The organism is Streptomyces sp. NPDC021749, from assembly GCF_040640655.1.
Lineage (GTDB): Bacteria > Actinomycetota > Actinomycetes > Streptomycetales > Streptomycetaceae > Streptomyces.
This window is the reverse complement of the sequence record NZ_JBFACE010000006.1, coordinates 82,236-106,529: the sequence shown is the minus strand read 5'-3', so window position 1 is coordinate 106,529 and position 24,294 is coordinate 82,236. Positions and strand designations below refer to the sequence as shown.

At 72.4% G+C, this 24,294-nt stretch carries 23 protein-coding genes; 11 read left to right on the top strand and 12 right to left on the bottom strand.

Translation table 11 applies throughout. The features are described 5' to 3' along the window. Positions 1–17: 17 nt before the first annotated feature. From AB0G35_RS08235 to AB0G35_RS08220, 4 genes are all read right to left on the bottom strand, one after another. Positions 18–1,502 (bottom strand): penicillin-binding protein 2, encoded by a 1,485-nt coding sequence (locus AB0G35_RS08235; protein ID WP_360945617.1) that lies wholly within the window; start codon positions 1,500–1,502, stop codon positions 18–20. 161 nt (positions 1,503–1,663) lie between these two features. After that, positions 1,664–1,792, bottom strand: coding sequence for a hypothetical protein (locus tag AB0G35_RS08230; RefSeq protein ID WP_360945614.1), 129 nt, complete (start codon positions 1,790–1,792; stop codon positions 1,664–1,666). Positions 1,793–1,930: 138 nt separating this feature from the next. After that, positions 1,931–2,146, bottom strand: coding sequence for an acyl-CoA carboxylase epsilon subunit (locus AB0G35_RS08225; RefSeq protein WP_360945611.1), 216 nt, complete (start codon positions 2,144–2,146; stop codon positions 1,931–1,933). A 70-nt stretch (positions 2,147–2,216) separates the two neighbouring features. Continuing rightward, entirely contained in the window at positions 2,217–3,806 is a 1,590-nt protein-coding gene (locus tag AB0G35_RS08220) for an acyl-CoA carboxylase subunit beta (RefSeq protein WP_360945608.1), read from the bottom strand. Between the two features lie 131 nt (positions 3,807–3,937). Between AB0G35_RS08220 and AB0G35_RS08215 the strand changes: the two genes are divergently transcribed. The 5 genes from AB0G35_RS08215 to hutH all read left to right on the top strand — a co-directional run bounded on the left by AB0G35_RS08215 (position 3,938) and on the right by hutH (position 10,129). Then, positions 3,938–4,810: a biotin--[acetyl-CoA-carboxylase] ligase gene (locus tag AB0G35_RS08215; protein WP_360945605.1), complete on the top strand. Its 873-nt coding sequence runs from the start codon at positions 3,938–3,940 to the stop codon at positions 4,808–4,810. A gap of 227 nt (positions 4,811–5,037) precedes the next feature. Next, complete coding sequence (locus tag AB0G35_RS08210) at positions 5,038–6,192, top strand: adenylate/guanylate cyclase domain-containing protein (RefSeq protein WP_360945602.1); 1,155 nt, start codon at positions 5,038–5,040, stop codon at positions 6,190–6,192. 129 nt (positions 6,193–6,321) lie between these two features. Next, positions 6,322–7,134, top strand: a complete 813-nt coding sequence (locus tag AB0G35_RS08205; protein ID WP_360945599.1) for an enoyl-CoA hydratase-related protein — start codon at positions 6,322–6,324, stop codon at positions 7,132–7,134. Positions 7,135–7,367: 233 nt separating this feature from the next. After that, positions 7,368–8,474 carry a diguanylate cyclase gene (locus AB0G35_RS08200; RefSeq protein WP_360946052.1) on the top strand — a complete coding sequence of 369 codons (1,107 nt, stop codon included), beginning with the start codon at positions 7,368–7,370 and terminating at the stop codon, positions 8,472–8,474. A 110-nt stretch (positions 8,475–8,584) separates the two neighbouring features. Continuing rightward, complete coding sequence (gene hutH, locus AB0G35_RS08195; protein ID WP_360945596.1) at positions 8,585–10,129, top strand: histidine ammonia-lyase; 1,545 nt, start codon at positions 8,585–8,587, stop codon at positions 10,127–10,129. Between the two features lie 70 nt (positions 10,130–10,199). Here hutH and AB0G35_RS08190 read toward each other — a convergent pair whose 3' ends face one another. Further along, positions 10,200–10,550 (bottom strand): hypothetical protein, encoded by a 351-nt coding sequence (locus AB0G35_RS08190; RefSeq protein ID WP_360945593.1) that lies wholly within the window; start codon positions 10,548–10,550, stop codon positions 10,200–10,202. A 110-nt stretch (positions 10,551–10,660) separates the two neighbouring features. Here AB0G35_RS08190 and AB0G35_RS08185 point away from each other — a divergent pair, with 110 nt between their 5' ends. After that, entirely contained in the window at positions 10,661–10,999 is a 339-nt protein-coding gene (locus tag AB0G35_RS08185; protein WP_360945590.1) for a hypothetical protein, read from the top strand. A gap of 294 nt (positions 11,000–11,293) precedes the next feature. Further along, entirely contained in the window at positions 11,294–12,562 is a 1,269-nt protein-coding gene (locus AB0G35_RS08180; RefSeq protein ID WP_360945587.1) for an Ig-like domain-containing protein, read from the top strand. A gap of 28 nt (positions 12,563–12,590) precedes the next feature. Here the strand turns inward: AB0G35_RS08180 and AB0G35_RS08175 are convergent, their stop codons facing one another. Continuing rightward, positions 12,591–13,085, bottom strand: coding sequence for a DUF4440 domain-containing protein (locus tag AB0G35_RS08175; RefSeq protein ID WP_360945584.1), 495 nt, complete (start codon positions 13,083–13,085; stop codon positions 12,591–12,593). A gap of 79 nt (positions 13,086–13,164) precedes the next feature. Between AB0G35_RS08175 and AB0G35_RS08170 the strand changes: the two genes are divergently transcribed. Continuing rightward, the gene (locus tag AB0G35_RS08170; protein WP_360945581.1) at positions 13,165–13,575 is read left to right on the top strand and encodes a helix-turn-helix domain-containing protein; all 411 of its coding nucleotides are present in this window, start codon (positions 13,165–13,167) and stop codon (positions 13,573–13,575) included. 4 nt (positions 13,576–13,579) lie between these two features. Continuing rightward, complete coding sequence (locus AB0G35_RS08165; RefSeq protein ID WP_360945578.1) at positions 13,580–14,902, top strand: DUF2786 domain-containing protein; 1,323 nt, start codon at positions 13,580–13,582, stop codon at positions 14,900–14,902. Positions 14,903–15,096: 194 nt separating this feature from the next. Here the strand turns inward: AB0G35_RS08165 and AB0G35_RS08160 are convergent, their stop codons facing one another. Together AB0G35_RS08160 and AB0G35_RS08155 are read right to left on the bottom strand one after the other, a co-directional pair. Next, positions 15,097–16,002 (bottom strand): phosphorothioated DNA-binding restriction endonuclease, encoded by a 906-nt coding sequence (locus AB0G35_RS08160; protein WP_360945575.1) that lies wholly within the window; start codon positions 16,000–16,002, stop codon positions 15,097–15,099. A gap of 164 nt (positions 16,003–16,166) precedes the next feature. After that, the gene (locus AB0G35_RS08155; protein WP_360945572.1) at positions 16,167–16,904 is read right to left on the bottom strand and encodes an SDR family oxidoreductase; all 738 of its coding nucleotides are present in this window, start codon (positions 16,902–16,904) and stop codon (positions 16,167–16,169) included. Positions 16,905–17,054: 150 nt separating this feature from the next. Between AB0G35_RS08155 and AB0G35_RS08150 the strand changes: the two genes are divergently transcribed. Beyond that, positions 17,055–17,894, top strand: a complete 840-nt coding sequence (locus tag AB0G35_RS08150) for a helix-turn-helix transcriptional regulator (protein WP_360945569.1) — start codon at positions 17,055–17,057, stop codon at positions 17,892–17,894. A gap of 214 nt (positions 17,895–18,108) precedes the next feature. Here the strand turns inward: AB0G35_RS08150 and AB0G35_RS08145 are convergent, their stop codons facing one another. The 4 genes from AB0G35_RS08145 to AB0G35_RS08130 all read right to left on the bottom strand — a co-directional run bounded on the left by AB0G35_RS08145 (position 18,109) and on the right by AB0G35_RS08130 (position 22,816). Then, positions 18,109–20,040 carry a SpoIIE family protein phosphatase gene (locus AB0G35_RS08145; protein ID WP_360945566.1) on the bottom strand — a complete coding sequence of 644 codons (1,932 nt, stop codon included), beginning with the start codon at positions 20,038–20,040 and terminating at the stop codon, positions 18,109–18,111. Between the two features lie 494 nt (positions 20,041–20,534). Beyond that, complete coding sequence (locus AB0G35_RS08140; protein WP_360945563.1) at positions 20,535–20,861, bottom strand: DUF6247 family protein; 327 nt, start codon at positions 20,859–20,861, stop codon at positions 20,535–20,537. 50 nt (positions 20,862–20,911) lie between these two features. Next, positions 20,912–21,586 carry a peptide-methionine (S)-S-oxide reductase MsrA gene (gene msrA, locus AB0G35_RS08135; RefSeq protein WP_360945560.1) on the bottom strand — a complete coding sequence of 225 codons (675 nt, stop codon included), beginning with the start codon at positions 21,584–21,586 and terminating at the stop codon, positions 20,912–20,914. A 99-nt stretch (positions 21,587–21,685) separates the two neighbouring features. Beyond that, positions 21,686–22,816: a hypothetical protein gene (locus AB0G35_RS08130; protein ID WP_360945557.1), complete on the bottom strand. Its 1,131-nt coding sequence runs from the start codon at positions 22,814–22,816 to the stop codon at positions 21,686–21,688. 240 nt (positions 22,817–23,056) lie between these two features. Between AB0G35_RS08130 and AB0G35_RS08125 the strand changes: the two genes are divergently transcribed. Then, positions 23,057–24,217: a cystathionine gamma-synthase gene (locus tag AB0G35_RS08125; protein ID WP_360945554.1), complete on the top strand. Its 1,161-nt coding sequence runs from the start codon at positions 23,057–23,059 to the stop codon at positions 24,215–24,217. Positions 24,218–24,294: the final 77 nt, after the last annotated feature.

The window sequence follows — 24,294 nt, the reverse complement described above, 5'->3', positions numbered from 1 at the left end:
GGCCGGCGGCAGGCGGACTACTTGCCGAGGACGGCCTGCATGACCTGCTTGGCGATCGGGCCGCCGAGCTTGCCGCCGGCGATCTCGGAGCGCGGGATGTCCATGTCCTTGGGGTCGACGAAGACGGCGACCGCGACCGGGGAGGAGCCGTCGCTCTGCTTGGCGTAGGAGACGAACCAGGCGTAGGGCCGCTCGTCGTTGACGTTCGCGCCGTGCTGGGCGGTGCCGGTCTTGCCGCCGACCGTCACGCCGTCGATCTTGGCCTTGTCGGCGGTGCCCTCCGCGACGGTGTACTCCATCATCTGCTGCACCTTCTTCGCGGTGTCGGCGGAGACGGCCTGGGACATCATCTTCGGCTCGAACTTCTGGATCGTGGTCAGGTCGGGGCCGCGCAGCTCGTCGACGATGTGCGGCATCATCAGCTTGCCGTCGTTGGCGAGCGCGGCGGCGACCATCGCCATCTGCATCGGGGTGCTGGTCAGGCTGCCCTGGCCCATGCCGGTGAGCGCGGTCTGCGGCTTGTCGAGCTTTTCCGGGTAGAGGCTCTTGGTGGCCAGCAGGTCGCCGAGCTCCTTGTCGTAGACGTCGGAGTTGAAACCGAACTTCTCGGCGGTCTCGCGCATCTTGTCCTTGCCGACCTTCAGCGCGGTGTCGAGGAAGACGTTGTTGCAGGACCACTGCATACCGACTTTCAGGGACGCCTTGTCGCAGGGCGCACCGGCCACGTCGTTGCCGATCTTGGTGGTGCTGAGCGGCAGCTGGTACGGGGCGGGGGCGCCGGTGTGGGCGTCGATGTCGGTGACCACGCCGTGCTCCAGGGCGGCCGCGGCGGTGACGATCTTGAAGGTGGAGCCGGGGGCGTAGGTCTCGCGCAGCGCCCGGTTGCTGAGCGGCTTGCTCTTGTCGGCGTCCAGCGCCTTGAACTTCCGGGCCTCGGAGTTGGAGATGCCCGCGAAGACCGAGGGGTCGTACGAGGGGGTGGAGGCCAGCGCGAGGACCCGGCCGTCGCGCGGGTCGAGGGCGACCACCGCGCCCTTGGCGTTCAGGTCGGTCAGCCCCTTGTAGGCGGCCTTCTGGGCCTTGGGGTCGATGGTGGTGATCACATCGCCGCCGCGCGGCTTCTCGCCGGTCAGGATGGCCTGGGCCTGCTTGAGGGCGAGCTTGTCGTCCTTGCCGCTGAGCAGCTTGTTGTAGATGCCTTCGAGGAAGGTCGTGCCCTGGGCCTGCGAGGCGAAGCCGGTGACCGGGGCGTACATCGGGCCGTCGGTGTACGTCCGCTTGAACTTGAAGTCGCCGGAGGTGGCCACCGAGCCGGTGACCGGTTTGCCGCCGACGATGATGTTGCCGCGCGGGTAGGAGAACGCCTCGATCTTCACGCGGCGGTTGTACGGGTCGTTGGAGAGCTCGTCGCCCTGGACGAACTGGACCCAGGTCACCCGTACCAGCAGGGCCAGCACCAGTACCCCGCAGAAGACGGCTATGTGCCTCAGCGGCCTGTTCATCGCTCTCCCACTCACCGTCGGCGGCCGGCCCGGAGGCCGGGCGTCCGAATTGCGCTGTCAAGAGGGAAAGATGCGAAAGACGGGGGGATGGTTGCGGTCGGGAACGGTCGGCGGGTGTGAGCGTTACCTCCCCGGGGCGGCCGTCCGCGGGTCCGCCCGGGTCACCGTTCGGCGAGCATGACCATCAGCACCACTGCGGCGACCGCCAGCACGATGCCCAGCCGGCGGAGCTTGGCCTGCGCGTCGCGCAGCTCCTCGGGCGGTTCATCGGGCGGATCGGACCACAGCATGTAACGATCCTGTGCCCATGACGCTCGTGGCGCCTGAGTACGCGTACTCAGGCGCCACGGTCCGAAGGACTAGTCAATGCATCATGCATCGATCGGCCGGAGGGGCGGGCGGCACCGCACCGGCCGGCCGGCGGGCGGTCAGCGCGGCCAGTAGCTCGTCCGCCAGGCTCGCGGGCCGTGGTGCGGCAGCCGCGACCGCGCCGGGACCGTGGCCGCCGGATCGGCCCATTCGGTCCTGCCGTGCTCGCCGCCCCCGGGCCCTGCGGCAGCGGCCGCCGCGGCACGGGCCTGCACCACTGCCAGTGCGGCGGCCAGCTCCTCGGGTGTCGGATTGCCCCGTACGACCTTGATCATCGAGACGGCTCCTTTCGCCGGTCCTCGCCGGTCCTCGCCGTGTACTGCCGGTCCGCCGTGTACCGGCCGGTCAGAGCGGGATGTTGCCGTGCTTCTTCGGCGGCAGCGCCTCGCGCTTGTTGCGCAGCGTGCGCAGCCCCCGGACGATGTGCCGGCGGGTCTCGGACGGCATGATCACCGCGTCGACGTAGCCGCGCTCGGCCGCCACGTACGGGTTGAGCAGGGCGTCCTCGTACTCCCGGATCAGCTCCTGGCGGCGCTGCTCCTGCGCCGCGGGGTCCTCGATCGCGGCGAGCGTGCGGCGGTGCAGGATGTTGACCGCGCCCTGGGCGCCCATCACCGCGATCTGCGCGGTCGGCCAGGCCAGGTTCAGGTCGGCGCCCAGGTGCTTGGAGCCCATGACGTCGTAGGCGCCGCCGAACGCCTTGCGGGTGATGACGGTGATCAGCGGGACCGTCGCCTCGGCGTACGCGTAGATCAGCTTGGCGCCGCGCCGGATGATGCCGTCGTACTCCTGGTCCGTGCCCGGCAGGAAGCCCGGGACGTCGACGAAGGTCAGCACCGGGATGTTGTACGCGTCGCAGGTCCGCACGAACCGCGCGGCCTTCTCGCTGGCCTTGATGTCCAGGGTGCCCGCGTACTGCATCGGCTGGTTGGCGACCACGCCGACCGAGTGGCCCTCGACCCGCCCGAAGCCGGTGACGATGTTCGGGGCGAAGAGCGCCTGGGTCTCCAGGAACTCGCCGTCGTCCAGGACGTGCTCGATGGCGGTGAGCATGTCGTACGGCTGGTTGGCCGAGTCCGGGACCAGCGCGTCCAGCTCGCGGTCGGCGTCCGAGGTCTCCAGGTCCGCCTCCTCCGGGTACACCGGCGGGTCGGAGAGGTTGTTGGACGGCAGGTACGACAGCAGGCCCTTGACGTACTCGATGGCGTCCTTCTCGTCGCCCGCCATGTGGTGCGCCACACCGGAGGTGGTGTTGTGCGTCCGGGCCCCGCCCAGCTCCTCGAAGCCCACGTCCTCACCGGTGACCGTCTTGATGACGTCCGGTCCGGTGATGAACATGTGCGAGGTCTGGTCGACCATGACGGTGAAGTCGGTGATCGCGGGGGAGTAGACCGCACCGCCCGCGCACGGGCCGACGACCAGGCTGATCTGCGGAATCACGCCCGAGGCATGGGTGTTGCGGCGGAAGATCTCGCCGTACATGCCGAGCGAGACCACGCCCTCCTGGATGCGCGCGCCGCCGGAGTCGTTGATGCCGATGACCGGGCAGCCGGTCTTCAGGGCGAAGTCCATCACCTTGACGATCTTCTCGCCGAAGACCCCGCCGAGCGCCCCGCCGAAGACCGTGAAGTCCTGCGAGAAGACGGCGACCGGGCGGCCGTCGACGGTGCCGTAGCCGGTCACCACGCCGTCGCCGTACGGGCGGCTCTGCTCCATCCCGAAATTCGTCGAACGGTGCCGCGCGAACTCGTCCAGCTCGACGAACGAGCCCTCGTCCAGCAGCAGATCGATGCGCTCACGCGCCGTCAACTTGCCCTTGGCGTGCTGCTTTTCCACCGCGCGGGCGGAACCGGCATGGGTGGCCTCTTCGATCCGCCGCTGCAGATCCGCCAATTTGCCCGCGGTGGTGTGGGTGTTTGCTTCCGGCTCGGACATCGGGATGCGGCTCCTGCTCGTCCTGGACTGGTGCTCGTACTGAGGGTGGTACGTGTGTGGCTACCAATCCGTAGCGTATCGGCGGGACTGCTCACCGGCACTGCGTCGTTGACCACACCTAGGCTGGTGGCATGACGCCTCAACCACCGGGAAACCGGGACAAAGATGCCGGCCGCTGGAGCGATCTGGGCCGGCCCCCGCTGAACGCCGCCGCGCTGCGCCGGGCCCTGGTGCGGCCGGAGAGCCTGTGGACCGGTCTGGACGTCGTGCCCGCCACCGGCTCGACCAACACCGACCTGGCCACCCGGGCCGCCAAGGGTGAGGCCGAGGGCGCCGTTCTGGTGGCCGAGGAGCAGTCCGCCGGGCGGGGCAGGCTCGACCGCACCTGGTCGGCGCCGCCGCGCTCCGGCCTGTTCTTCTCCGTCTTCCTCGTCCCCCGCGCCCCCCTGGAGCGCTGGAGCTGGCTGCCGCTGCTCGCCGGGGTCGCCACCGCAACGGCCCTGTCCCGCGCGGCCGGCGTCGACACCGCACTCAAGTGGCCCAACGACCTGCTCGTCACCGTCGACGGCCAGGAGCGCAAGACCGGCGGCATCCTGGCCGAACGGGCCGGCCCCGGCGTCGTCCTCGGCGTCGGCCTCAACGTGTCGCTGACCGCCGAGGAACTCCCGGTGCCGACCGCGGGCTCGCTGGCCCTGGCCGGCGCCCGGAACACCGACCGCGACCCGCTGCTGCGTGCCGTGCTGCGCTCCCTGGAGGAGTGGTACGGCCGCTGGCAGGACGCGGACGGCGACCCGGCCCGCAGCCGTCTGCAGGAGGCCTACGCGGCCGGCTGCGCCACGTTGGGCCGTTCGGTGCGCGCCGAACTGCCGGGCGATCAGGAGATCACCGGTGAGGCGGTCGCGATCGACGGTGACGGGCGGCTGGTACTGGCCACCGCGGACGGTGTCCAGCAGCCCGTCGGGGCGGGCGACATCGTCCATCTGCGCCCGGCGGACGGCTCCTGATGAGCCCCCTCCCGGCCCCCGCCGTGCGCCCCCGGTGAGCCCCCGCGCCGGGCGGGCCGACCGGCCCCACCGGGCGGCGTGTCCACACCTCTTCCATGGTCAGGGCCGACATGTGAGAGTGAGCCAGAGCACACCTGCCGTATCGTTGAGGCGGTCCGCCGGGGAGCGGGCCACGGGCGAGCAGTGATCGGAAGGGCAGTGCGCAGGGATCGGACAGGGAGCGGCCGGTGAGTGCCGACGACTCGGGCGCCACCCCGCGCGATGTGGCCACCGAGGGCGATGCCGTACGCGATGTCCCGGCCGGCGACCCCCCGGGGGCCGGCGGCGACGGCGACGAGAACAACATCGCCGTCCGCCTCGAACAGCTCATCCTCGGCGCCGACCGCCGGTACACGCCGTTCCAGGCGGCCCGCAGCGCCGGGGTCTCCATGGACCTCGCGTCCCGCTTCTGGCGGGCCATGGGCTTCGCCGACATCGGCCAGGTCAAGGCGCTCACCGAGGCCGACGTGCTGGCCCTGCGGCGGCTCGCGGGTCTGGTCGAGGCCGGTCTGCTGAGCGAGGCGATGGCCATCCAGGTCGCCCGTTCCACGGGCCAGACCACCGCCCGGCTGGCCGACTGGCAGATCGACTCCTTCCTGGAGGGCCTCACCGAGCCCCAGGACTCCGGTCTGACCCGCACCGAGATCACCTACCCGCTGGTCGAACTGCTCCTGCCCGAGCTGGAGGAGTTCCTGGTCTACGTCTGGCGGCGCCAGCTCGCCGCCGCGACCGGCCGGGTCGTACGGGCCCAGGACGACGCCGAGATGGTCGACCGGCGGCTGGCCGTGGGCTTTGCCGACCTGGTGGGCTTCACCCGGCTGACCCGGCGCCTGGAGGAGGAGGAACTCGGCGAGCTGGTCGAGGCGTTCGAGACCACCTGCTCCGATCTGGTGGCGGCGCACGGCGGCCGGCTGATCAAGACCCTCGGCGACGAGGTGCTGTTCTCCGCCGACGACGCCGGGGTCGCCGCCGAGATCGGGCTGCGGCTGATCGAGACCATGACCCACGACGAGACCATGCCGGAGCTGCGGGTCGGCATCGCCTTCGGCACGGTCACGACCCGGATGGGCGACGTCTTCGGTACGACCGTCAATCTGGCCAGCCGGCTCACCTCGATAGCGCCGAAGGACACCGTGCTGGTGGACGAGGCGTTCGCCGAGGAGCTCGGCCGGATCGGTGACGCCCCGGTCTCCGAGGCGGACGCCGCGGCCGCGGAGAAGGCCGCCGAGGAGGGCACCGGCGAGCCGCCGCCGTCGTACCGCTTCGCGCTCCAGCCGATGTGGCAGCGCCCGGTGCGCGGGCTGGGCGTCGTCGAGCCCTGGCTGCTGACCCGCCGCACCTGAGCCTGCCGGTTCCCCGCCGGGTGCGGTCCGCCGGGCCCGTTCCGCGCGGTCGGCCCTGTTCCGCGGGGCGTCCGCCTGGCATGATCCCAGCAGTCCGTCAGGTCAACGCTCGTTAACAGGGAGGGCCGGATGCAGGGGCAGGAACAGGAGCGGCGGTTCGGCGCGGACGGCTGGGTCGCCGTCCGGCGCCACGGTTTCGTGGCGGAACTGGTCATGGACCGCCCGAAGGCGATGAACGCGGTGTCCACGGCCATGGCCGACGCACTGTCCGAGGCCTGCGCCGAACTGGCCGCGGACCGTTCCGTGCGGGCCGTGGTGCTCAGCTCCACCCATGAGCGGGCGTTCTGCGTGGGCGCCGACCTCAAGGAGCGCAATTCCTTCACGGACGCGGACCTGATGCGCCAGCGCCCGCACACCCGCGCCGCCTACACCGGCGTCCTGGAGCTGCCGGTGCCCACCCTCGCCGCGGTGCACGGCTTCGCCCTCGGCGGCGGCTTCGAACTGGCGCTGGCCTGCGATCTGATCGTCGCGGACGGCACCGCGGTGGTCGGCCTGCCGGAGGTCTCGGTGGGCGTCATCCCCGGCGGCGGCGGGACGCAGCTGCTGCCGCGCCGGGTGGGCGCCGCGCGCGCCGCCGAGCTGGTGTTCACCGCCCGGCGGGTGCCGGCTCCGGAAGCCGTGGAGCTGGGGCTGGTCGACCAGCTGGCCGCGGACGGGCAGGACCGGAGCCAGGCGCTGGAGCTGGCGGCCCGGATCGCCCGGAACTCCCCGGTCGGGCTGCGCGCCGCCAAGCGTGCCCTGCGCCTGGGGCACGGGCTGGACCTGCGGGCCGGACTGGAGGTGGAGGACGGCGCCTGGCGCAGTGTGGCCTTCTCCGGGGACCGGGCGGAGGGCGTCGCAGCCTTCAACGAGAAGCGGGACCCGGACTGGCCCGGGGAGTAGCGTCGGGTAACGCTCCGTAGTTGCCGGGCTCTTGCTGTCGCGTCCGGCCGCCACCACCGAGGACGCGGATCACGCCCAGGTGTTGCCTGCACACTTAAAGGGGGCGGAACGGGTTAAACATTCCTACGCTGTAGTACAGAGCGGTGCGCACGGTGACGGAATGTGAGGGTCCGGTGGCGGCTGACGGCGAGGGTGATGCGAGGCTGCGGGCCGTGGTGGAGCTGGCGCAGGCGATGGCGGCCGCGCACACGCCGCGCGACTCGGCACACGCCGCTGCGCAGGGTGTGCGCCAGGCCCTGGGCGGGTCGTTCGCCGCGATCTCGAAATGGGAGCGCGAGCTGGGGCAGCTGCGGGTGCTCGTCAACGTCGGTGAACTCGCCGACGACGAGGAGGAGTTCCCGGACGACGAGAGCTACCCGGTCCACGAGTTCCCGGAGATCGTCGCCTTCCTGCACGAACAGTGGGCCGGGGGCGGCGAGCCCAGTGCCTGGGTGGAGACCGTCGATCCGCCGCCCGGCGGTCCGGCGGACTGCGGGGGCGGCGCCGCCAACCGGCAGCGGGTGGCCGCGCTGCGCCGCCGGGGGCGCGGCTCTTGCGTCGTGGCCCCGATCGTGCTGCACGGCCGGGCCTGGGGTGAGCTGTACGTCGCCCGGCCCGCCGGTGCGCCCGTCTTCGGCCGGGCGGACGCCGACTTCGCGAGCGTGCTGGCCGCCGTCACGGCCGCCGGGATCGCCCAGACCGAGCGGCTGGCCGAGGCCCGTCGGCTGGCCTTCACCGACGCCCTGACCGGCCTGGCGAACCGCCGCGCCGTCGACATGCGGCTGGACGAGGGGCTGGAACTGCACCGCACCGAACGCACCGTGGTCAGCCTGGTGGTCTGCGACCTCAACGGGCTCAAGCGGGTCAACGACTCCCGCGGGCACGCGGTCGGCGACCGGCTGCTGGAACGGTTCGGCTCGGTGCTGTCGCTGTGCGGGGCGATGCTGCCCGGCACCCTCGCGGCCCGGCTCGGCGGCGACGAGTTCTGTCTGCTCGCGGTGGGCCCGCCGGCCGACGACGTGGTCAAGGTGGCCGGCGAACTCTGCGAGCGGGCAGGTGAGTTGGAGCTCGGCGAGGGGGTCGCGGTGGGGGTCGCCTCGACCGGCGACCCGATCGGCCCGGTGCGCAGCGCCCGCCGGCTCTTCCGGCTCGCCGACGCCGCGCAGTACAAGGCCAAGGCGGCGCTCTCGAACGAGCCGGTGGTCGCCGGGCGGCACGGCGGCAAGGACGACCCGGTGGTCCGGCTCGCGGACACCCCGGACCGGCGGCCGGGCCCGGAGCGCCGCCGCTTCCGGAGGTGATCCGCCGGGAACCGGTGTGCGGCCGCGCGGCCGGCGTGTGGAGATCCGTAAGGGGTGAGCGCAAAACTCGGTGGTGACATTCGGCGATTCAGTCTCTAGGGTGCCTGAATATGGATATGCACACTGTGGTGCTGGGGACGTCCGGCACGACCGCACAGGACGTCATCGCGGTGGCCCGCGGCGCGGCCCGGATCGAGCTGTCCGAGGAGGCCCTCGCCGCCGTCACCGCCTCCCGCGCCTTCATCGACGAACTCGCCGCCAAGCCCGACCCGGTCTACGGCGTCTCCACCGGCTTCGGCGCCCTCGCCGTCCGCCACATCAGCCCCGAACTGCGCGTCCAGCTCCAGCGCAACATCGTCCGGTCGCACGCGGCCGGCATGGGCCCGCGGGTCGAGCGCGAGGTCGTCCGGGCGCTGATGTTCCTCCGCCTGAAGACCCTGGCCAGCGGCCACACCGGCGTCCGCCCCGTGGTCGTCGAGACCATGGCCGCGATACTCAACGCCGGCATCACCCCGGTCGTGCACGAATACGGCTCGCTCGGCTGCTCCGGCGACCTCGCCCCGCTCTCGCACTGCGCGCTGACGCTGATGGGCGAGGGCGACGCCGAGGGCCCGGACGGCGTGGTCCGGCCGGCCGGCGAACTGCTGGCCGCGCACGGCATCGAGCCCGTCGAACTCCGCGAGAAGGAAGGCCTGGCGCTGCTCAACGGCACCGACGGCATGCTCGGCATGCTCGTCATGGCCTGCGCCGACCTCGCCCGGCTGTTCACCTCGGCGGACATCACCGCCGCCCTTTCCATGGAGGCGCTGCTCGGCACGGACAAGGTCCTCGCCCCCGAGCTGCACGCCATCCGCCCGCACCCCGGCCAGGCCGCCTCGGCCGCCAACATGCACAAGGTGCTGGCCGGTTCGGGCCTCACCGGCCACCACCAGGACGACGCCCCGCGGGTCCAGGACGCCTACTCCATCCGCTGCGCCCCGCAGGTCGCCGGCGCCGGCCGGGACACCCTCGCGCACGCCCGGCTGGTCGCCGACCGCGAGCTGGCCGCCGCGGTCGACAACCCCGTCGTGCTGCCCGACGGCCGGGTCGAGTCCAACGGCAACTTCCACGGCGCGCCGGTCGCCTACGTCCTGGACTTCCTCGCCATCGCCGCGGCCGACCTCGGCTCGATCGCCGAGCGCCGCACCGACCGCCTCCTGGACAAGAACCGCTCGCACGGCCTGCCCGCCTTCCTGGCCGGCGACCCGGGTGTCGACTCGGGCCTGATGATCGCCCAGTACACCCAGGCCGCGCTGGTCAGCGAGCTGAAGCGGCTGGCCGCCCCGGCCTCGGTGGACTCCATCCCGTCCTCGGCCATGCAGGAGGACCACGTCTCGATGGGCTGGTCGGCGGCGCGCAAGCTGCGCACCGCCGTCGACAACCTGACCCGGGTCGTCGCCGTCGAGCTCTTCGCCGCGACCCGCGCCGTCGAACTGCGCGAGGGCCTGACCCCGGCGCCGGCCACCCGCGCGGTGCTGGACGCGGTGCGTGCCGCGGGCATCCAGGGCCCCGGCGAGGACCGCTTCCTGGCGCCGGACCTGGAGGCCGCGTACGCGTTCGTCCGGGACGGGAAGCTGGTGGCGGCCGTGGAGGCGGTCACCGGAGAGCTGGCCTGATACGGAAACGGGGCGCCCGGCGCGGGGTCGTTCCCGCGCCGGGCGCCCCGTGACGTTCCGGGGCCGCCTCTCAGACGGCTCCGCCCTGGCTGCGGCGCACCGAGTAGCTGACCAGGCCCGCCCCGAGGGCGAGACAGGCGGCGCCGCCGATCACGTACGGCGTGGTGTCCGGGCTGCCGGTGTCGGCGAGGGAGTGCGACGGGGCCACGGGGGACCCGGCCTCGCGGTCCGGCTGCGCCCCGCCGGCCGCCCCCGGCTCCGCCGGCACGGACTGCGTCCGCACCTCCCGGTCCGCGGCGGAATTCTTCGTTCCGTCCGCTCCCTGGGTGCCGACGATCGCATGCGCGGAGGGGACGAACCACAGGGCGAACAGCACCGATCCCGCGGCAGCGGCGGTCAGCAGTGGTCGTCGTGCGGTCACGGCGAACGATCCCCCTTGTGGGTTCGGTGAATTGGCCGTTGACCTCAGATGTTAATGACCGCCGCGGGTCGCGGGGAAGTCCGGAGCCGGTCATGCCTAACCTCCGTGCTATGAGCAATGGTGAGACATCACGTTTTGTGCGGCTTCATGTCGAATTGATCATGGAGGTCACGGACTCCGACCTGCTGACCGGCGCCGCCCTCTCGCGCATCGACGGCGACCCCTCGCTGCCCGAGGAGGAGCGCCGGCAGTCCCAGGAGGCCGTCCGGGAGGAGCCGGCCGAGGCGCTGGCCCAGCTGGTCGACCCGTTCGACCTCGTCGCCGCCGTACCGGGCGCCGAACTCGCCCAGGCGTCCTGGAGCAGCGAGGAGCTGACCGATTACGACCCGGACGCCGAGTGGGAGGCCGCGGAGTGGGACCTGGCGGACGACTCGGAGGGAGCCGGCTGATCTCGCGGAAGCGCCCGCCGCCCCGCCGTCCCCACCCCACCCCGTTCCTTTCCGCGCGGCCCCCGTACGAGATGTTTCGTACGGGGGTCGCCCTTCTGTCCGGGCTGCGCTGTTTCTGTGCCGTTCCGCGCTGAAAGTGTCCTAGGCCACACTTTGCGGAGGAATGGAACGGGCGAAACCGAAAAGGCGTTTCTATGGCGTCGGCCGGAATGCCTGCGTCCAGATATGCCTGCGTTCAGTTGGCGCCTCGCTCGGGGAAAACGTGCGAAACCGGTAGCAATGGAGAAGCGTGTGATGACGGACAGCAAGCGCCGCAAGGGCCTCATAGCCAGCGCCGCGCTGCTCGGGGGCGTACTCGCGGTGACAGCGTGTGGCGGCAGCAATGCGGCTGACGGAGGCAGTGGCGGTGCGGGCGGTACCCGTCACGAGAACGCCCAGCAGGTGGACGAGGCGGCCGCCAAGGACGCCTCCGACGCCACCATCACCGTCACGCCCGTGGACGGGGCCACCGACGCGGGCATCAACGGCGACGACGCCAAGGTCACCGTCAGTGGCGGCAAGCTCACCGACGTCACCATGACCGCGGTCGACTCCCAGCGCACCGTCGACGGCACCCTCTCCGCCGACGGCACCTCCTGGCAGCCGGACCAGCCGCTGCAGCGTTCCACCACGTACAAGGTCACCGCCCACGCGGTGGACTCCCAGGGCCGCAGGGCGGTGGAGAACTCCCGCTTCACCACGGTCGCCCCGGCCCACAGCTTCATCGGGAACTTCACCCCGGAGGACGGCTCGACGGTCGGCGTCGGCATGCCGGTGTCGCTCAACTTCGACAAGCCGGTCAGGAACAAGGCCGCCGTCGAATCCGCGATCAAGGTGTCGTCGAGCAGCAACCAGCAGGTCGTCGGCCACTGGTTCAGCGACACCCGGCTGGACTTCCGCCCCCAGGAGTACTGGAAGGCCCACTCCAAGGTGACCATGACGCTCGGCCTGGACGGCGTCCAGGCGTCCCCCGGCGTCACCGGCATCCAGAACAAGACCGTCAGCTTCACCGTCGGCCACTCGCAGATCAGCACCGTGGACACCAAGAGCCACGAGATGACCGTGGTGCGCGACGGCCGGCCGATCAAGACCATCCCGATCTCGGCCGGCAGCAAGGAGCACCCGACCTACAACGGCCAGATGGTCATCTCCGAGCGGTTCAAGCAGACCCGGATGGACGGCTCGACCGTCGGCTTCAAGAAGAAGGACGGCAAGGGCGAGTACGACATCCCCGATGTCCCGCACGCCCAGCGCCTGTCGTCCTCCGGCACCTTCATCCACGGCAACTACTGGGGCAAGGGCATCTTCGGCACCGCCAACACCAGCCACGGCTGCATCGGCCTGGAGGACGTCAAGGGCGCCGACGACCCGAAGACGGCCGGCGCCTGGTTCTTCACCCACTCCCGGACCGGCGACGTCGTCCGGGTGATCAACTCGCCGGACCGCACCATCAAGCCGGACAACGGCCTGAACGGCTGGAACATGGACTGGTCGCAGTGGGTGGCGGGCAGCGCGCTGCAGTGACCCGCTGTCCCGCCGCAGCCCGGCCCGGTCAGGCCGGGCTGCCGCCGAAGGGGCTGTCGATCAGATAGCGCCAGCGGCCGTCCGGCCCCCGCCGGGCCACATCCGTGGCCGTCCCGCACACCGGGCCGGCCACGGCGCCGTGCGCCTCACCGCCACCACCCGCCGCCCCCTCCTCGGCGCCGATCTCCCAGTCGACGACCAGGAGCGCCGTGTCGCCGGCGACCCGCACCTGGCGCGGCCGCACGGTGATCGGCAGGCCGAGCGCGAGGAAGCCGGCGTTGGCGCGGCGGATCTCCTCCGGCGTGGTGGCCGGCACGCCGTCCGGCGGCACGAAGACCGCGTCCGGCGCGTACATCTCCTGCACCGCGTCCGCATCCCCCGCGTTGAACCGCGCCGCGAAGACGTACGGCACGTCCTGGGCGGTACGCGGCAGCCCCGGCGGCGTGCCCGGCGTGGGTGTGCCCGGCGTGGGCGTGCCCGGCGCGGTCGGGGACGTGGCGGGCCGATCAGAATGGTGGGGCACGGTCGTCGCCTCCTCGGTGGTGGTCCGTGCGCACTGCGGCGGTCCGCGGAGCGCGGGCGCAACCCTAGGAGGCCCCCTCGTGACTCACCGAACGGTTCGGCACGTACCGCCGCCCGGCCTGCCCGACGACGCCCGGGCAGCGGTGCGCGCGCCGTCGCCCGACTGCCCCGTGGAGATCACGCTCGGCGCGCTCCGCGGACGCTGGACCACGCTCGTCCTCCGCGAACTGCTGCGCGGCCCGCACACCTACAGCGAGCTCGCCGCCGCCCTCCCCGCGCTCTCCGACAAGGTGCTCACCGACCGCCTCGGCCAGCTCGTCGCCGACGGCGTCGCGCACCGCGACCGCACCCCCGGCTGGCCGCCCACCGTCCGCTACGAACTCACCGAGCGGGGCCGCGCATTGGGCCCCGTCCTGCAGTCCCTCTGGGACTGGGGAGCGGCCACCGCCGGCCACCGCGACGCGGCTCCGCCCGGCCCCTCCGTAGAGTGAACGGGTGAGTGAGCGCGGAAACAGAGGACGCGGCGGGCCGCGGCGCCCGGCGGCCGACGAGCTGGTCGCCGAGGTGCTCGGCCGGGTCCGCTACGCGCCCGACGGCACGGCGGCCGAGGACGCCATCGAGGCGGGCGCCTCGCTCCTGGCCGCCGCCGAAGCCGGGCCGGCTTCCGGCCCTGAAGCGGTGAGCGCGGCGCTGGTCGCGGCCGCGGTCGACGGCGTACGGCAGTGCTGGGCGGGCGGCTGGCACCCCGCCGACCTGGAGCGCATCGTCCGGCGGGAGGCCGACGACCGCGCGCCCGTCGCGATCGTCGTGGACGCCATCGCCGCCGAGGCCGCCCGGCCGGGCCGCGGCAAGAAGACGTCCGGGACCGGTCCGGCACGCGATCCCCGCTGGCAGGAGCAGTTGCGCCGGCTCGGCGCCGAGGTCTGGTGGGACGGCGACCGCGGCTACCTGGACGCCCTCGCCCGGCGCGGCCGCACCTCCCGTTTCGAGGCCGTCCACGCCGTCCTGGCGGCGCTGCGCCTGCTCGCCCGGCTGCCCCGCATCACCCCGCTGCCGCCGCCCCCGCCGCCGTCCGCGCCGCAGCCCGGCTCTCCGTCCGGCACCACGCCCACCGCCGCCTCCCGGGCGCTCGGCCGGATCCGCGCCCTGCTCGCCAAGGCCGAGGCGACGACCTACGCCGAGGAGGCCGAGGCGCTCTCCGCCAAGGCGCAGGAGCTGATGGCCCGGCACAGCATCGACGAAGCACTGCTGGACGGCGCGCACGGTACCGCGGGCGGCCCGGCCGGCGGCCCGTCGGCGGTCCGCATCGGCATCGAGGGCCCGTACGAACAGGCCAAGGCGCTGCTCCTGGACGCGGTCGCGGCCGCCAACCGCTGCCAGGCCGTCTGGGCCGCCGAGGCCGGCTTCTCCACCGTCGTCGGCTTCCCGCCCGACCTGGAGGCGGCCGAACTGCTCTACACCTCGCTGCTGTTGCAGGCCACCGCGGCCATGAACCGCGCGGGCGACGACCACCACGCCCGCGGCCGTGCCCGCCGCACCCGGGACTTCCGCCAGACCTTCCTCGTCGCGTACGCGGACCGCATCCGCGACCGGCTCACGGCGGCCACCGCGGCCGCCACGGCAGCCGCCACCGCCGAGTCCGCCACCACCGCCCCGGACCTCCTCCCCGTCCTCGCCGCCCGCGAACTCGCCGTCGAGGAAACCACCGGCGCCCTCTTCCCGGACACCGCCCCGGTCCGCCTCCGCGGCGTCCGCGACGAGGCCGGCTGGCACCAGGGCCGAGCGGCGGCGGACCGGGCGCGGCTCAGGGAGGAGTGAGGCGGGGGAAAGGCGCGGCTCAGGGGGAGTGAGGCGGGAGGACGGGCGCGGCCGAAGGAGAGGGGAGGCGGGAGGACGGGCGCGGCCGAAGGAGAGGGGAGGCGGGAGGACGGGCGCGGCCGAAGGCGGGGTGAGGCGAGGTCCTCCGGGCCGGCACGAGGCGGCGTACCCCCGCCCCCGGCCCCCGCGCGCCCTCAGACGGCCTCCGGCACGCGCGCCCGACCGCGGAAGACCTGCGCCGTGTGCCACGCGATGTGCTCGCCCGCGACCCGCGCACTGCCGCCCTGCGGACCGATCAGCGCCCGACCCGAGAGGTCCAGCACCTGCCCCTTCGCCGCGTGGCTCCGCCCCACGAACTCCCGGGAAACGGTGATCCGCCGCCCGGAGTCCAGCCCCAACACCCCCCGGTCGAACAGCTTGTGGTGCAGCGAGCACAGACACAGGCAGTTCCCGAGATCGTCCGGCCCCTGGAACGCCCACCACCGCACATGGGCCGCCTCCAGCCCGACCGGCACCCGGCCCACCGCCCCGTCGAACCCGCAGAAGGCGCAGCGGTACTCGTAGGCGATCAGCACCTGCCTGCGCAGATCCTCCGCCCGCCGCCGGCCGGGCTCCGTACCCCCGCCGGGCAGCACCGCCCCACCACCCGTCTCCAGGTCAAGACCGACGGCGGCAGCGATGTCCCCATGGATCGACGGCGGGAAGTGCACGTCCAGCAACACCCGCGCCAACCGCCCGAGCAGAGCGGGGTCCTCGGACAGCGCAGACCGCAACCCGGGCGCCAACTGCCCCCGCGCACCGCTCTCCCGCAACACCTGCACCCCGGTCCCCGGACTCCCCGCCCCCCTGTCCGTCCGGACCTCCCACACCCCGTCACTCACCAGATGGTGGAACGGATACGCCGGCGACGTCTGGTGCGCCGGCCCGTAATCCGCCAGCAGATCCCGCAGATCCTGCTCCACGTCCGAGTACCGCATGCCCCCGTCGGGCTGCCGCCGGAACCGCCCCAGCGCGTACAACATCAACAACGGCTTGTGCGGCGCCCGCGCCCCGTTCCGCGACCACTGCCGCAGCTTCCCCACCCGCTCGACCCAGTCCATGACAGCCGACTGTAGGACGAGCCCCCGCCAACGATCCGCTCGCTTACGCAATGGGGCACCGAGCCGGTCGAGGCAGAGGAAGCCGACGCAGAGGAGGTCGAGGCACAGGAAGTCGACGCAGAGGAGGTCGAGGCAGAGAGAAAGGAGTGGGAGGGCGGAACGGGCTAGCCCTGCGCGGTGGGCCGCACCACGATCTCGTTCACGTCCACCTCCGCAGGCTGCTCGACGGCGAACGCGATGGCCCGGGCGATCGCGTCGGGCGGGATGGCGAGGCGATCCCGCATGGCCGTGATCTCGGCCCGCACCCGGCTGTTGGTCGACGCCTCGGCGAAGTCGGTGGCAATCGGGCCCGGGGACACGGTGGTTACCCGCAGTGCCCCACCTGCCTCCTGGCGCAGCCCCTCGCAGATCGCCCGCACCGCGAACTTGGTACCGGCGTACACCGCCATGGCCGGCACGACACGGAAGGCGGCCGTGGACGCGGTGGTGATGAAGTGCCCGGTGCCCTGGGCCCGGAAGACCGGGAGCGCCGCGCCGATCCCGTGGAGCACCCCCTTCACATTCACATCGACCATGTGATCCCACTCCTCGACCCGCAGATCGTCGAGCGGTGAGATCGTGCCCACCCCGGCGTTGCCGACGAGTACGTCGAGCCGTCCGAAGCGCTCAACGGCCAGCGCCACCAATCCCTCCAGATCCTCCCGCCGGGTCACATCGGTACGGATCTGTACGGCCGCGCCACCCGCCTCCTCGATCCGCCCCACCAGTTCCGCAAGACGCTCGGACCGGCGCGCCCCCAGCACGAGCCGCGCCCCCCGCTCGGCGAGCAACAGCGCCGTCGCCTCGCCGATCCCGCCGCTGGCCCCTGTGACCGCCACGACCTTGCCCTCGACACCAGACATCGCATCTCCCTCACTGTCCGGGCCCGTTGCCCGACACCAGCAGTCTGAGAGCCGCTCAGCCTGGTATACAGACCGAACTCATTCTGGAACCAGCGGTGCCACGCGAGAGGCGAGAGGTGCCACGAGACGCGCCACGAGAGGTGCCCGCGTATGTCGAAGCCGCCGCCACCGCAGCCGGACCCACTCCGGCGCCAGCTCGGCACGTTCCTGCGCACCCGCAGGGAGCGCATCACCCCCACCGACGTGGGCCTGCCGCAGACCGGCCGCCGCCGCACTCCGGGGCTCCGCCGGGAGGAACTCGCCCTGCTCGCCGGAATCAGCGCCACCTGGTACACGTACCTGGAGCAGGGCCGCAAGATCCGCGCCTCCGAGCACGTACTGAACGCCCTCGCCTCAGCCCTGCGACTCGACCGGCACGAGCGGGACCACCTCTTCCAACTCGCCGGCCACACACCCGCACCCGAGGCCGAGGAACCCGAGCCCCTCACCCCCGAGGCGGCCGCCGTCCCCCTCCTCCTGCACCCCCACCCGGCGTACCTCATCGCCGGCAACTACGACGTGCTCAGCCACAACCAGGCAGCCGCCCAGCTCTTCCCCCACCTCACCGCAGCAGCGGACCGGCCCCCCAACCTCGTCCGCTGGGTCTTCCTCGACCCCGCGGCCCGCGAGGTCCTGGTCGACTGGGAGCCCGAGGCCCGCGCCCTCCTCGCCCGCCTCCGAACCCTCTCCACCCGCCACCCGGACGACCCGCGCTACACGCACCTGATCGACGAACTCCACGAGCAAAGCCCCGAAGCCCGCACCTGGTGGCCCCACTACGAACTGCAACCCCGCCACAGCGGCCACAAACGCCTCCGCCACCCCACCCGCGGAACGCTCGATTACCGCTTCACCGCTTTCCACCTGGCAGAACACCCGGAACAGACCCTGGTGATCTACTTCGAGGCGGCAGTGGCCCCTCAGGCACCGCCACCGCCACCGCCACCATGACCATGACCATGGCTGCGGCGCCGGCTGTGGCCTGCCGCAGCGCGGCAACCGTGCCAGGTGGCCGGGGGAAGGAGGCCGACCAGCGGCGTCGGTGCTCCTTTCGCTGCGCTCCCGGCAAGGGCAGTACGGCCCCGGCAGGACGGCAGGACGGCAGTACAGCAGGGCGGCACGACGGCAGGACGGAAGTACGGCAGTACGGCACTACGGCAGCGTTTCAGAGCCGGCCCAGTCGTGCGACAAGGAGCGCGGCGTCGTCCGCGGAATTGGCGGGACGCACCGCCGTTATCGCGTCACAGATCTCGTCCAGAGGCGCCTTCGGGTCGCGGACGGCACGGCTCAGGAGCGCGATTCCCTGGTCGAGGTCCAGCACCGCGTTGCGGTCCTCGATCATCCCGTCCGTGTAGAGGACTATCAGGCTCCCCGGTGGGACGGGGTGTTCGTGGTCGGCGTACACGTCGTGGAGGCCCATCCCCACGGGCGGCCCTGGTTCGCACTCCAGCAGGGCTACTGATCCGTCCGGCATCACCAGCAGAGGGGGCGGGTGTCCGGCGAGTGCGATGCGGCAGCGTCCCACACCCCCGTCGTACACGACGCAGGTACAGGTCGCGGCGAGTTCGCCGTCGCTTCCGGTGAACAACCCGTCCAAGCGGGTGAGCAGTTGTCCCGGCTGCAGGCCCACGGCCAGCAGCGCGTGCACCGAGGAGCGGTAGCAGCCCATCGCGGCGGCGGCGCCCACGCCATGGCCGATCACGTCACCGATCCCCAACCCGATCCGGCCGCCCGGGAGGCACACCGCGTCGTACCAGTCGCCCCCGGCCAAGGTGTCGTCTTCGGCCGGGCGGTAGCGGTACGCCAGTTGGAACCACTTCGCCGATGGCAGCTGGGTGGGGAGCAGGTGGCGCTGGAGCGCGAGAGCGGCCAGCCGTTCGCGTCGATAGCGCAGCGCGTTGTCGATCGCGGTGGCGGTACGGGCCGCGATCTCGCGCGCCAGGAGCGTGTCCTCGGAACTGAAGCCATCCACCTGCCGGAGGAAGGTCACGGCCCCGATCATCCTGCCGACCGCGATCAGCGGCACCGCCATGCCGTGCAGTGCGGACCCGTCCTTCTTCGCGGTCTCGAATGCCACGGGCCGCGCCGAGCTGACGCACTGGGCGGCGGCCCGGAGCGTCGGACGCGGCTGCGGCAGCGCGTCCTCGGGACGTGGCCTGCTGGCGCCTGACGTGAGGTTCAGGGGGTGGAAGAGAGGCTCCGGTGAGGCAGCGGGCTGCTCGCCGGATTCCGCCGCACGGGTATCGAAGGAATCGGCGGTCGGCTGCGCGGCGCTCTCCAGCAGATCGACCTCGACGGCTTCGGCGAATCCCGGAACGCAGGCTGCCACGAGCTCGGTCGCGACGGTTCGCGGGTCCAGCCCCTGGCCGAGCCTGGCACTGACCCGGCCCAGCAGTTCCAGCCTGCGCCGCACGTGGGCCGTGTCCAGGAGCTCCCCTTCACCGTCCGTCAACTCATAGACGATGCCTCCTACGCCCATGACCCCGCCGTCGGGCCCGTGGAGCGGGAACAGGTTTCCGACGACCTCGTACGGATCGCCGTCCGGCCTGTGGGCCGCCACCCGGACGTTCTCCACGCTCTCCCCTCTGTCCACGATGCGGCGCAGCATCTTTTCGACCGCTTCCGGATCGAGCAGGTCCAGAACTTCGAAGGCGGACCGGCCCAGATGCTGTTCGACGGGGATGCGATGCACGCGGGCGTACGTCTCGTTGACGTACACGTAGCGCAGTTCCGTGTCGACCACCGCCAGGCCGACCGGTGAGGAATGCAGAAGACGGTCGAGCGTGACCGTGTGGCCCTGGCTGGTCACCTGCGCCTCGGGCACCGCCACGGCGAGTACGCCCGTACCGGTCGCCAGCGGAACCGGCACGGGGTGCCAGGCGACGCTGCGGCATGTGCCGTCGCGGCAGCGGAGCCAGTCGGTGCGGACGCCGTCGGCGGTGCGCAGCAGTGCCTGGACGAGCGCACCTCCCCGTACCCCCGTCCGGTCGGCGAGCAGCGCCGCGTCCCGGCCGATGACCTCCTGATCCGGATAGCCGGTCAGCGCCTTTGCGCCATCGCTCCAGAGCTGGATGCGTCCGTCGGGATCGATGAGCACTGTGGCGAGCGGCGTCCCGGGTCGTGGCTCGACCACTACGAACGGTGCCGACGCAGGTCGCCTACCAGGCCGACCTCCCGCATGCGCAGAGTCCACCTTGCACACCGTCCCAACAGCGCGAACGCGCACGTGCGCACGGGATGGCACGCGCCATCACTCACGTTCTTGCCATCTTCACCAAGATAAGAGGTGGTGTGTTGATTTTCCTGGTGAACGGCGGTTGATCCAGGACCCGCCGGCCAGGCGATGCGGCTCCCGCTTCTCCACAGGCGATGAGCGGTCCCACGGGCCGCTGCCGTTGCCGTTGCCGCTCCCGTTGCCGCTCCCGCTGCCGCTGGTGCGCTGCCGCTGCTACAGCGCGGCGAGCCGCCCGCGGTCGCAACCGGGCTCATTCGCCGGCGAGCGCCACACCCCGACCGGGCAGCTCAGGCCCGTCCCTCCCGAGGGGCGCGTGCCAGGTAGCCCCTGGCACGCGAGATGGTCAGTGGTGACGACTACAGCGCATCGAAGATCCGGCCGATCGCGGAGGCGGCCTTCCGCGCCTGAGCCGCGTCGCCCGATTGGGCAGCGTCCTCCCAGCGGCGGAGGTCCGCTGCCGCTTCGGGCCGACGCTGGATATGGACGTAGACGGCCCACTGGGCGATGAACCGCTGGAGCGGCGCCAGGTCGGAGCCCTGCCGGGACCGGTCGGCCGCTTGGTCCAGCTCCCGCGTGAACGCAGGCAACGCTGCCGGCGCGATCTGACTGACGGCCTGTCGGAGCGAGGCGACCGTGGCAGGGGGCTGGGGAATGAGTGGCTGCCCAGCGGCGGAGGTGGTCATGGCTACTCCCACGGGCGTGATTCTGATCCCGTTGGCCAGCGTATCGAGCGTCAGCCTTCGGCTGGCGCCACGCCCACCGGGCAGCTCACCCCCGTCCCCCCGATCCCGCAGTACCCGCCCGGGTTTTTGGCGTCCGAAAGGTACTGCTGGTGGTACGCCTCCGCCGGATAGAACGGGCGGGTGGTGTCGGCCGGGAGGATTTCGGTGGTGATGTCGGTGTAGCCGGAGTTGTGGAGGACGGTGCGGTAGGCGTCGCGGGAGGCTTCGGCGGTCTGTTGTTGGGCGGGGGAGTGGGTGTAGATGGCGGAGCGGTACTGGGTGCCGACGTCGTTGCCCTGGCGGAAGCCCTGGGTGGGGTCGTGGGACTCCCAGAAGAGCTTCAGCAGGGACGTGTAGGGGACCACTGACGGGTCGTAGACGACGCGGACGGCCTCGGTGTGGCCGGTGTGGCCGCTGCAGACCTCTTCGTAGGTGGGGTTCGGGGTGTGGCCGCCCTGGTAGCCGACGAGGGTGGTCCAGACGCCCTCGGTCTGCCAGAACTTCCGCTCGGCGCCCCAGAAGCAGCCCAGGCCGAAGTCGGCGATCTCCAGGCCCTCCGGGTACGGGCCCAGGAGCGGGTTGCCGAGGACGGTGTGCCGCTCGGGGACGGCGAAGGCCGGTTCCGCGCGGCCTGCGAGTGCTTCCTCGGGGGTCGGGAGCTGGGTCTTGAAGCGGGAGAAGAGCATGACGGCGGCTCCAGGGGCGGGCGGGAGGGGCGGGCCCTTCCGACAACGTTCGGGGGTGCGGTGGCATTCCGGGCGCCGGCGCGGCCCGGCGGGCCGTGGTTACGGGCGGTCCTGGGGGAAGCCCGTCGACGTGCCGCCCAGTTGTTCCCAGCCGGCGATGGCCAGGGCGCGGTAGGCGGCGTATTCGGCGGCCGGGCTGCGGCCGTACGACCACGGCACGGCGCCGACGTGGCCGTCGACCTGGCGCAGCTGCTCCATGGCCTCGGCGTAGCGCTCGGCGCGTACCAGGAACCAGACCAGCAGGTGCCGGACGTGCGGGGCCATGGGGTGGTCGGCCGGGGCCTCGCGGAGCGCGAAGTGGGCGCCCTCGATGGCGCGCTCGACGACCGCGCTCTGATAGAGGCTGCGGACCATGTTGGCCTCGGGCAGGTGCTCGTAGACCGCGAAGAGGGGGAGGGCCGGGAGGAGGGAGCCGGTGGGGGCGCCGGCCGCGGCGCGCTCGGCGAAGGCTTCGGCCTCCGTGCGGGAGCCGTGCCACTTCTGCGACCAGTAAGGGAGGGCGGCGAGGTGGGCGCCCATGTGGTGCGGGGCGCGGCGGGCGACCTCGGACCACAGCTCCTGGTAGTCGGCGGGCCGGTCGTGCAGACCGCGGGCCACGGCCAGCTCGATGACGTACGGGATCGGGCTGCCCGGTGCCAGCAGGCCCGCCTCCCGGCAGACCGTGCGGGCCTCCTCCAGGATCATCCGGAAGTCCTGCGAGCCGGGGTCCCGCAGCGCCTGGACGACGAGGAACTGGGCGTGCGTCTCGGCGCCGCCGGGGTCCTTGGGCGCCTCCGAGCGCCAGGTGCGCAGCCAGATGCCGCCGGTCCGCCCCCCGCCGTCCTGCGCCGCCCCGTCCGCGGCCAGCTCGAACGCGGCCGCGCCGGCCAGCGTCTGCACCCGCTGCCAGCGGCGCTCCCAGTCGTCACCGGTGGACTTCAGCAGCTCGGCCGCCGGGCGCCAGTCGTGCGTGCGCCGCACCGCGTCCAGCGCGTCCTCCAGCTCCCGGTCCGGGCCGGGCAGCCGTACGTCGAGCTCGTCCAGCGGGACGAAGCCGTAGCCCTTCATCGGGTCGGAGGCCACCGCCAGCCCCTGCCGGGTGTCCTGGACGGCCCGCCGGCGGCGCATCCAGGGCAGGAAGACGAGGCCGCCCAGCGCGAGCGAGGCGAGGAGTACCAGCAGAGCGTCCATGGGGTGTGTCCTGTGTCCTGTACCTGTGGGTGGCGGGGCGGGGCGGGGCGGGGCGGGGGAGAGGGGAGGGAAGGCTGGCTGGGTGGCTCGGCGGGGGCGGTTCGGGGGCGGCGGGTGGGATCGGGCGGGGCTGAGGGGACGGGGCGGGAACCAGTGTGCGACCCCTCGTACGTATCCACTACCAAGCGAACCAGAAAGTTCCGGGAACGCCGGCCGCGCGGCCGACTACCCTCGGCAGGCATGAGCGATCAGCGCGAACAGCGCCCCCAGCATTTCGAGACCCTTGCCATCCACGCAGGTCAGGAACCCGACCCCACGACCGGCGCGGTGGTTCCGCCCATCTACCAGGTGTCCACTTACAAGCAGGACGGCGTGGGCGGGCTGCGCGGCGGTTACGAGTACAGCCGCAGCGCCAACCCGACCCGTACCGCCCTGGAGGAGAACCTCGCCGCGCTCGACGGCGGCCGCCGCGGGCTCGCGTTCGCCTCCGGCCTCGCGGCCGAGGACACCCTGCTGCGCACCCTGCTGGTCCCCGGTGACCACATCGTCATCCCCAACGACGCCTATGGCGGAACGTTCCGGCTGATCTCCAAGGTCGTCGAGCGGTGGGGTGTGGAGTGGTCGGTGGCCGACACCTCCGACCCGCGGGCGGTGCGCGAGGCCCTGCGGCCCCGTACGAAGCTGATCTGGGTGGAGACGCCCAGCAACCCGCTGCTCGGCATCAGCGACATCGAGGCGCTGGCCGCCGTCTCGCGGGACGCCGGGGTCCGCCTCGTCGTCGACAACACCTTCGCCAGCCCCTACCTCCAGCAGCCGCTGGCCCTCGGCGCGGACGTGGTGGTCTACTCCACGACCAAGTACATGGGCGGCCACTCGGACGTGGTCGGCGGCGCCCTGGTCGTCAACGACGACACCCTCGGTGAGGAACTCGCCTACCACCAGAACGCGATGGGTGCGGTCGCCGGCCCGTTCGACTCGTGGCTGGTGATGCGCGGCATCAAGACCCTCGCCGTACGGATGGACCGGCACAGCTCCAACGCCGAGCGGATCGCGGAGCTGCTCACCTCCCACAACAAGGTGACCCGCGTCTACTACCCGGGTCTGTCCGAGCACCCGGGGCACGAGGTCGCGGCCAAGCAGATGCGGTCGTTCGGCGGCATGGTGTCGTTCCAGGTCGCGGGCGGCGAGCAGGCGGCCATCGAGGTCTGCAACCGGTCGGAGCTGTTCACCCTCGGTGAGTCGCTGGGCGGCGTCGAGTCGCTGATCGAGCACCCGGGGCGGATGACGCACGCGTCGACGGCCGGCTCGCAGCTGGAGGTCCCCAGCGACCTGGTACGCCTCTCGGTCGGCATCGAGTCGGCCGAGGACCTGCTGGCCGACCTGGCGCAGGCGCTGGGCTGACCCCCGCCGTTCGCTGCCGCGGGCGGTCGGCTGCTCCTGCCGCTCGCCCGTCACCCTCCCTCCACGGTCTGCCGGGG

Bases quoted from the DNA above. Each gene is read 5' to 3' on its own strand.
- AB0G35_RS08140 (WP_360945563.1), bottom strand. From the start codon at position 20,861: ATGACCACCTCCGCCGCTGGGCAGCCACTCATTCCCCAGCCCCCTGCC.
- AB0G35_RS08235 (WP_360945617.1), bottom strand. From the start codon at position 1,502: ATGAACAGGCCGCTGAGGCACATAGCCGTCTTCTGCGGGGTACTGGTG.
- AB0G35_RS08215 (WP_360945605.1), top strand. From the start codon at position 3,938: ATGACGCCTCAACCACCGGGAAACCGGGACAAAGATGCCGGCCGCTGG.
- AB0G35_RS08220 (WP_360945608.1), bottom strand. From the start codon at position 3,806: ATGTCCGAGCCGGAAGCAAACACCCACACCACCGCGGGCAAATTGGCG.
- AB0G35_RS08230 (WP_360945614.1), bottom strand. From the start codon at position 1,792: ATGCTGTGGTCCGATCCGCCCGATGAACCGCCCGAGGAGCTGCGCGAC.
- AB0G35_RS08205 (WP_360945599.1), top strand. From the start codon at position 6,322: ATGCAGGGGCAGGAACAGGAGCGGCGGTTCGGCGCGGACGGCTGGGTC.
- AB0G35_RS08225 (WP_360945611.1), bottom strand. From the start codon at position 2,146: ATGATCAAGGTCGTACGGGGCAATCCGACACCCGAGGAGCTGGCCGCC.
- AB0G35_RS08180 (WP_360945587.1), top strand. From the start codon at position 11,294: ATGACGGACAGCAAGCGCCGCAAGGGCCTCATAGCCAGCGCCGCGCTG.
- AB0G35_RS08160 (WP_360945575.1), bottom strand. From the start codon at position 16,002: ATGGACTGGGTCGAGCGGGTGGGGAAGCTGCGGCAGTGGTCGCGGAAC.
- AB0G35_RS08130 (WP_360945557.1), bottom strand. From the start codon at position 22,816: ATGGACGCTCTGCTGGTACTCCTCGCCTCGCTCGCGCTGGGCGGCCTC.
- hutH (WP_360945596.1), top strand. From the start codon at position 8,585: ATGGATATGCACACTGTGGTGCTGGGGACGTCCGGCACGACCGCACAG.
- msrA (WP_360945560.1), bottom strand. From the start codon at position 21,586: ATGCTCTTCTCCCGCTTCAAGACCCAGCTCCCGACCCCCGAGGAAGCA.
- AB0G35_RS08155 (WP_360945572.1), bottom strand. From the start codon at position 16,904: ATGTCTGGTGTCGAGGGCAAGGTCGTGGCGGTCACAGGGGCCAGCGGC.
- AB0G35_RS08125 (WP_360945554.1), top strand. From the start codon at position 23,057: ATGAGCGATCAGCGCGAACAGCGCCCCCAGCATTTCGAGACCCTTGCC.
- AB0G35_RS08185 (WP_360945590.1), top strand. From the start codon at position 10,661: ATGAGCAATGGTGAGACATCACGTTTTGTGCGGCTTCATGTCGAATTG.
- AB0G35_RS08200 (WP_360946052.1), top strand. From the start codon at position 7,368: ATGGCGGCCGCGCACACGCCGCGCGACTCGGCACACGCCGCTGCGCAG.
- AB0G35_RS08150 (WP_360945569.1), top strand. From the start codon at position 17,055: ATGTCGAAGCCGCCGCCACCGCAGCCGGACCCACTCCGGCGCCAGCTC.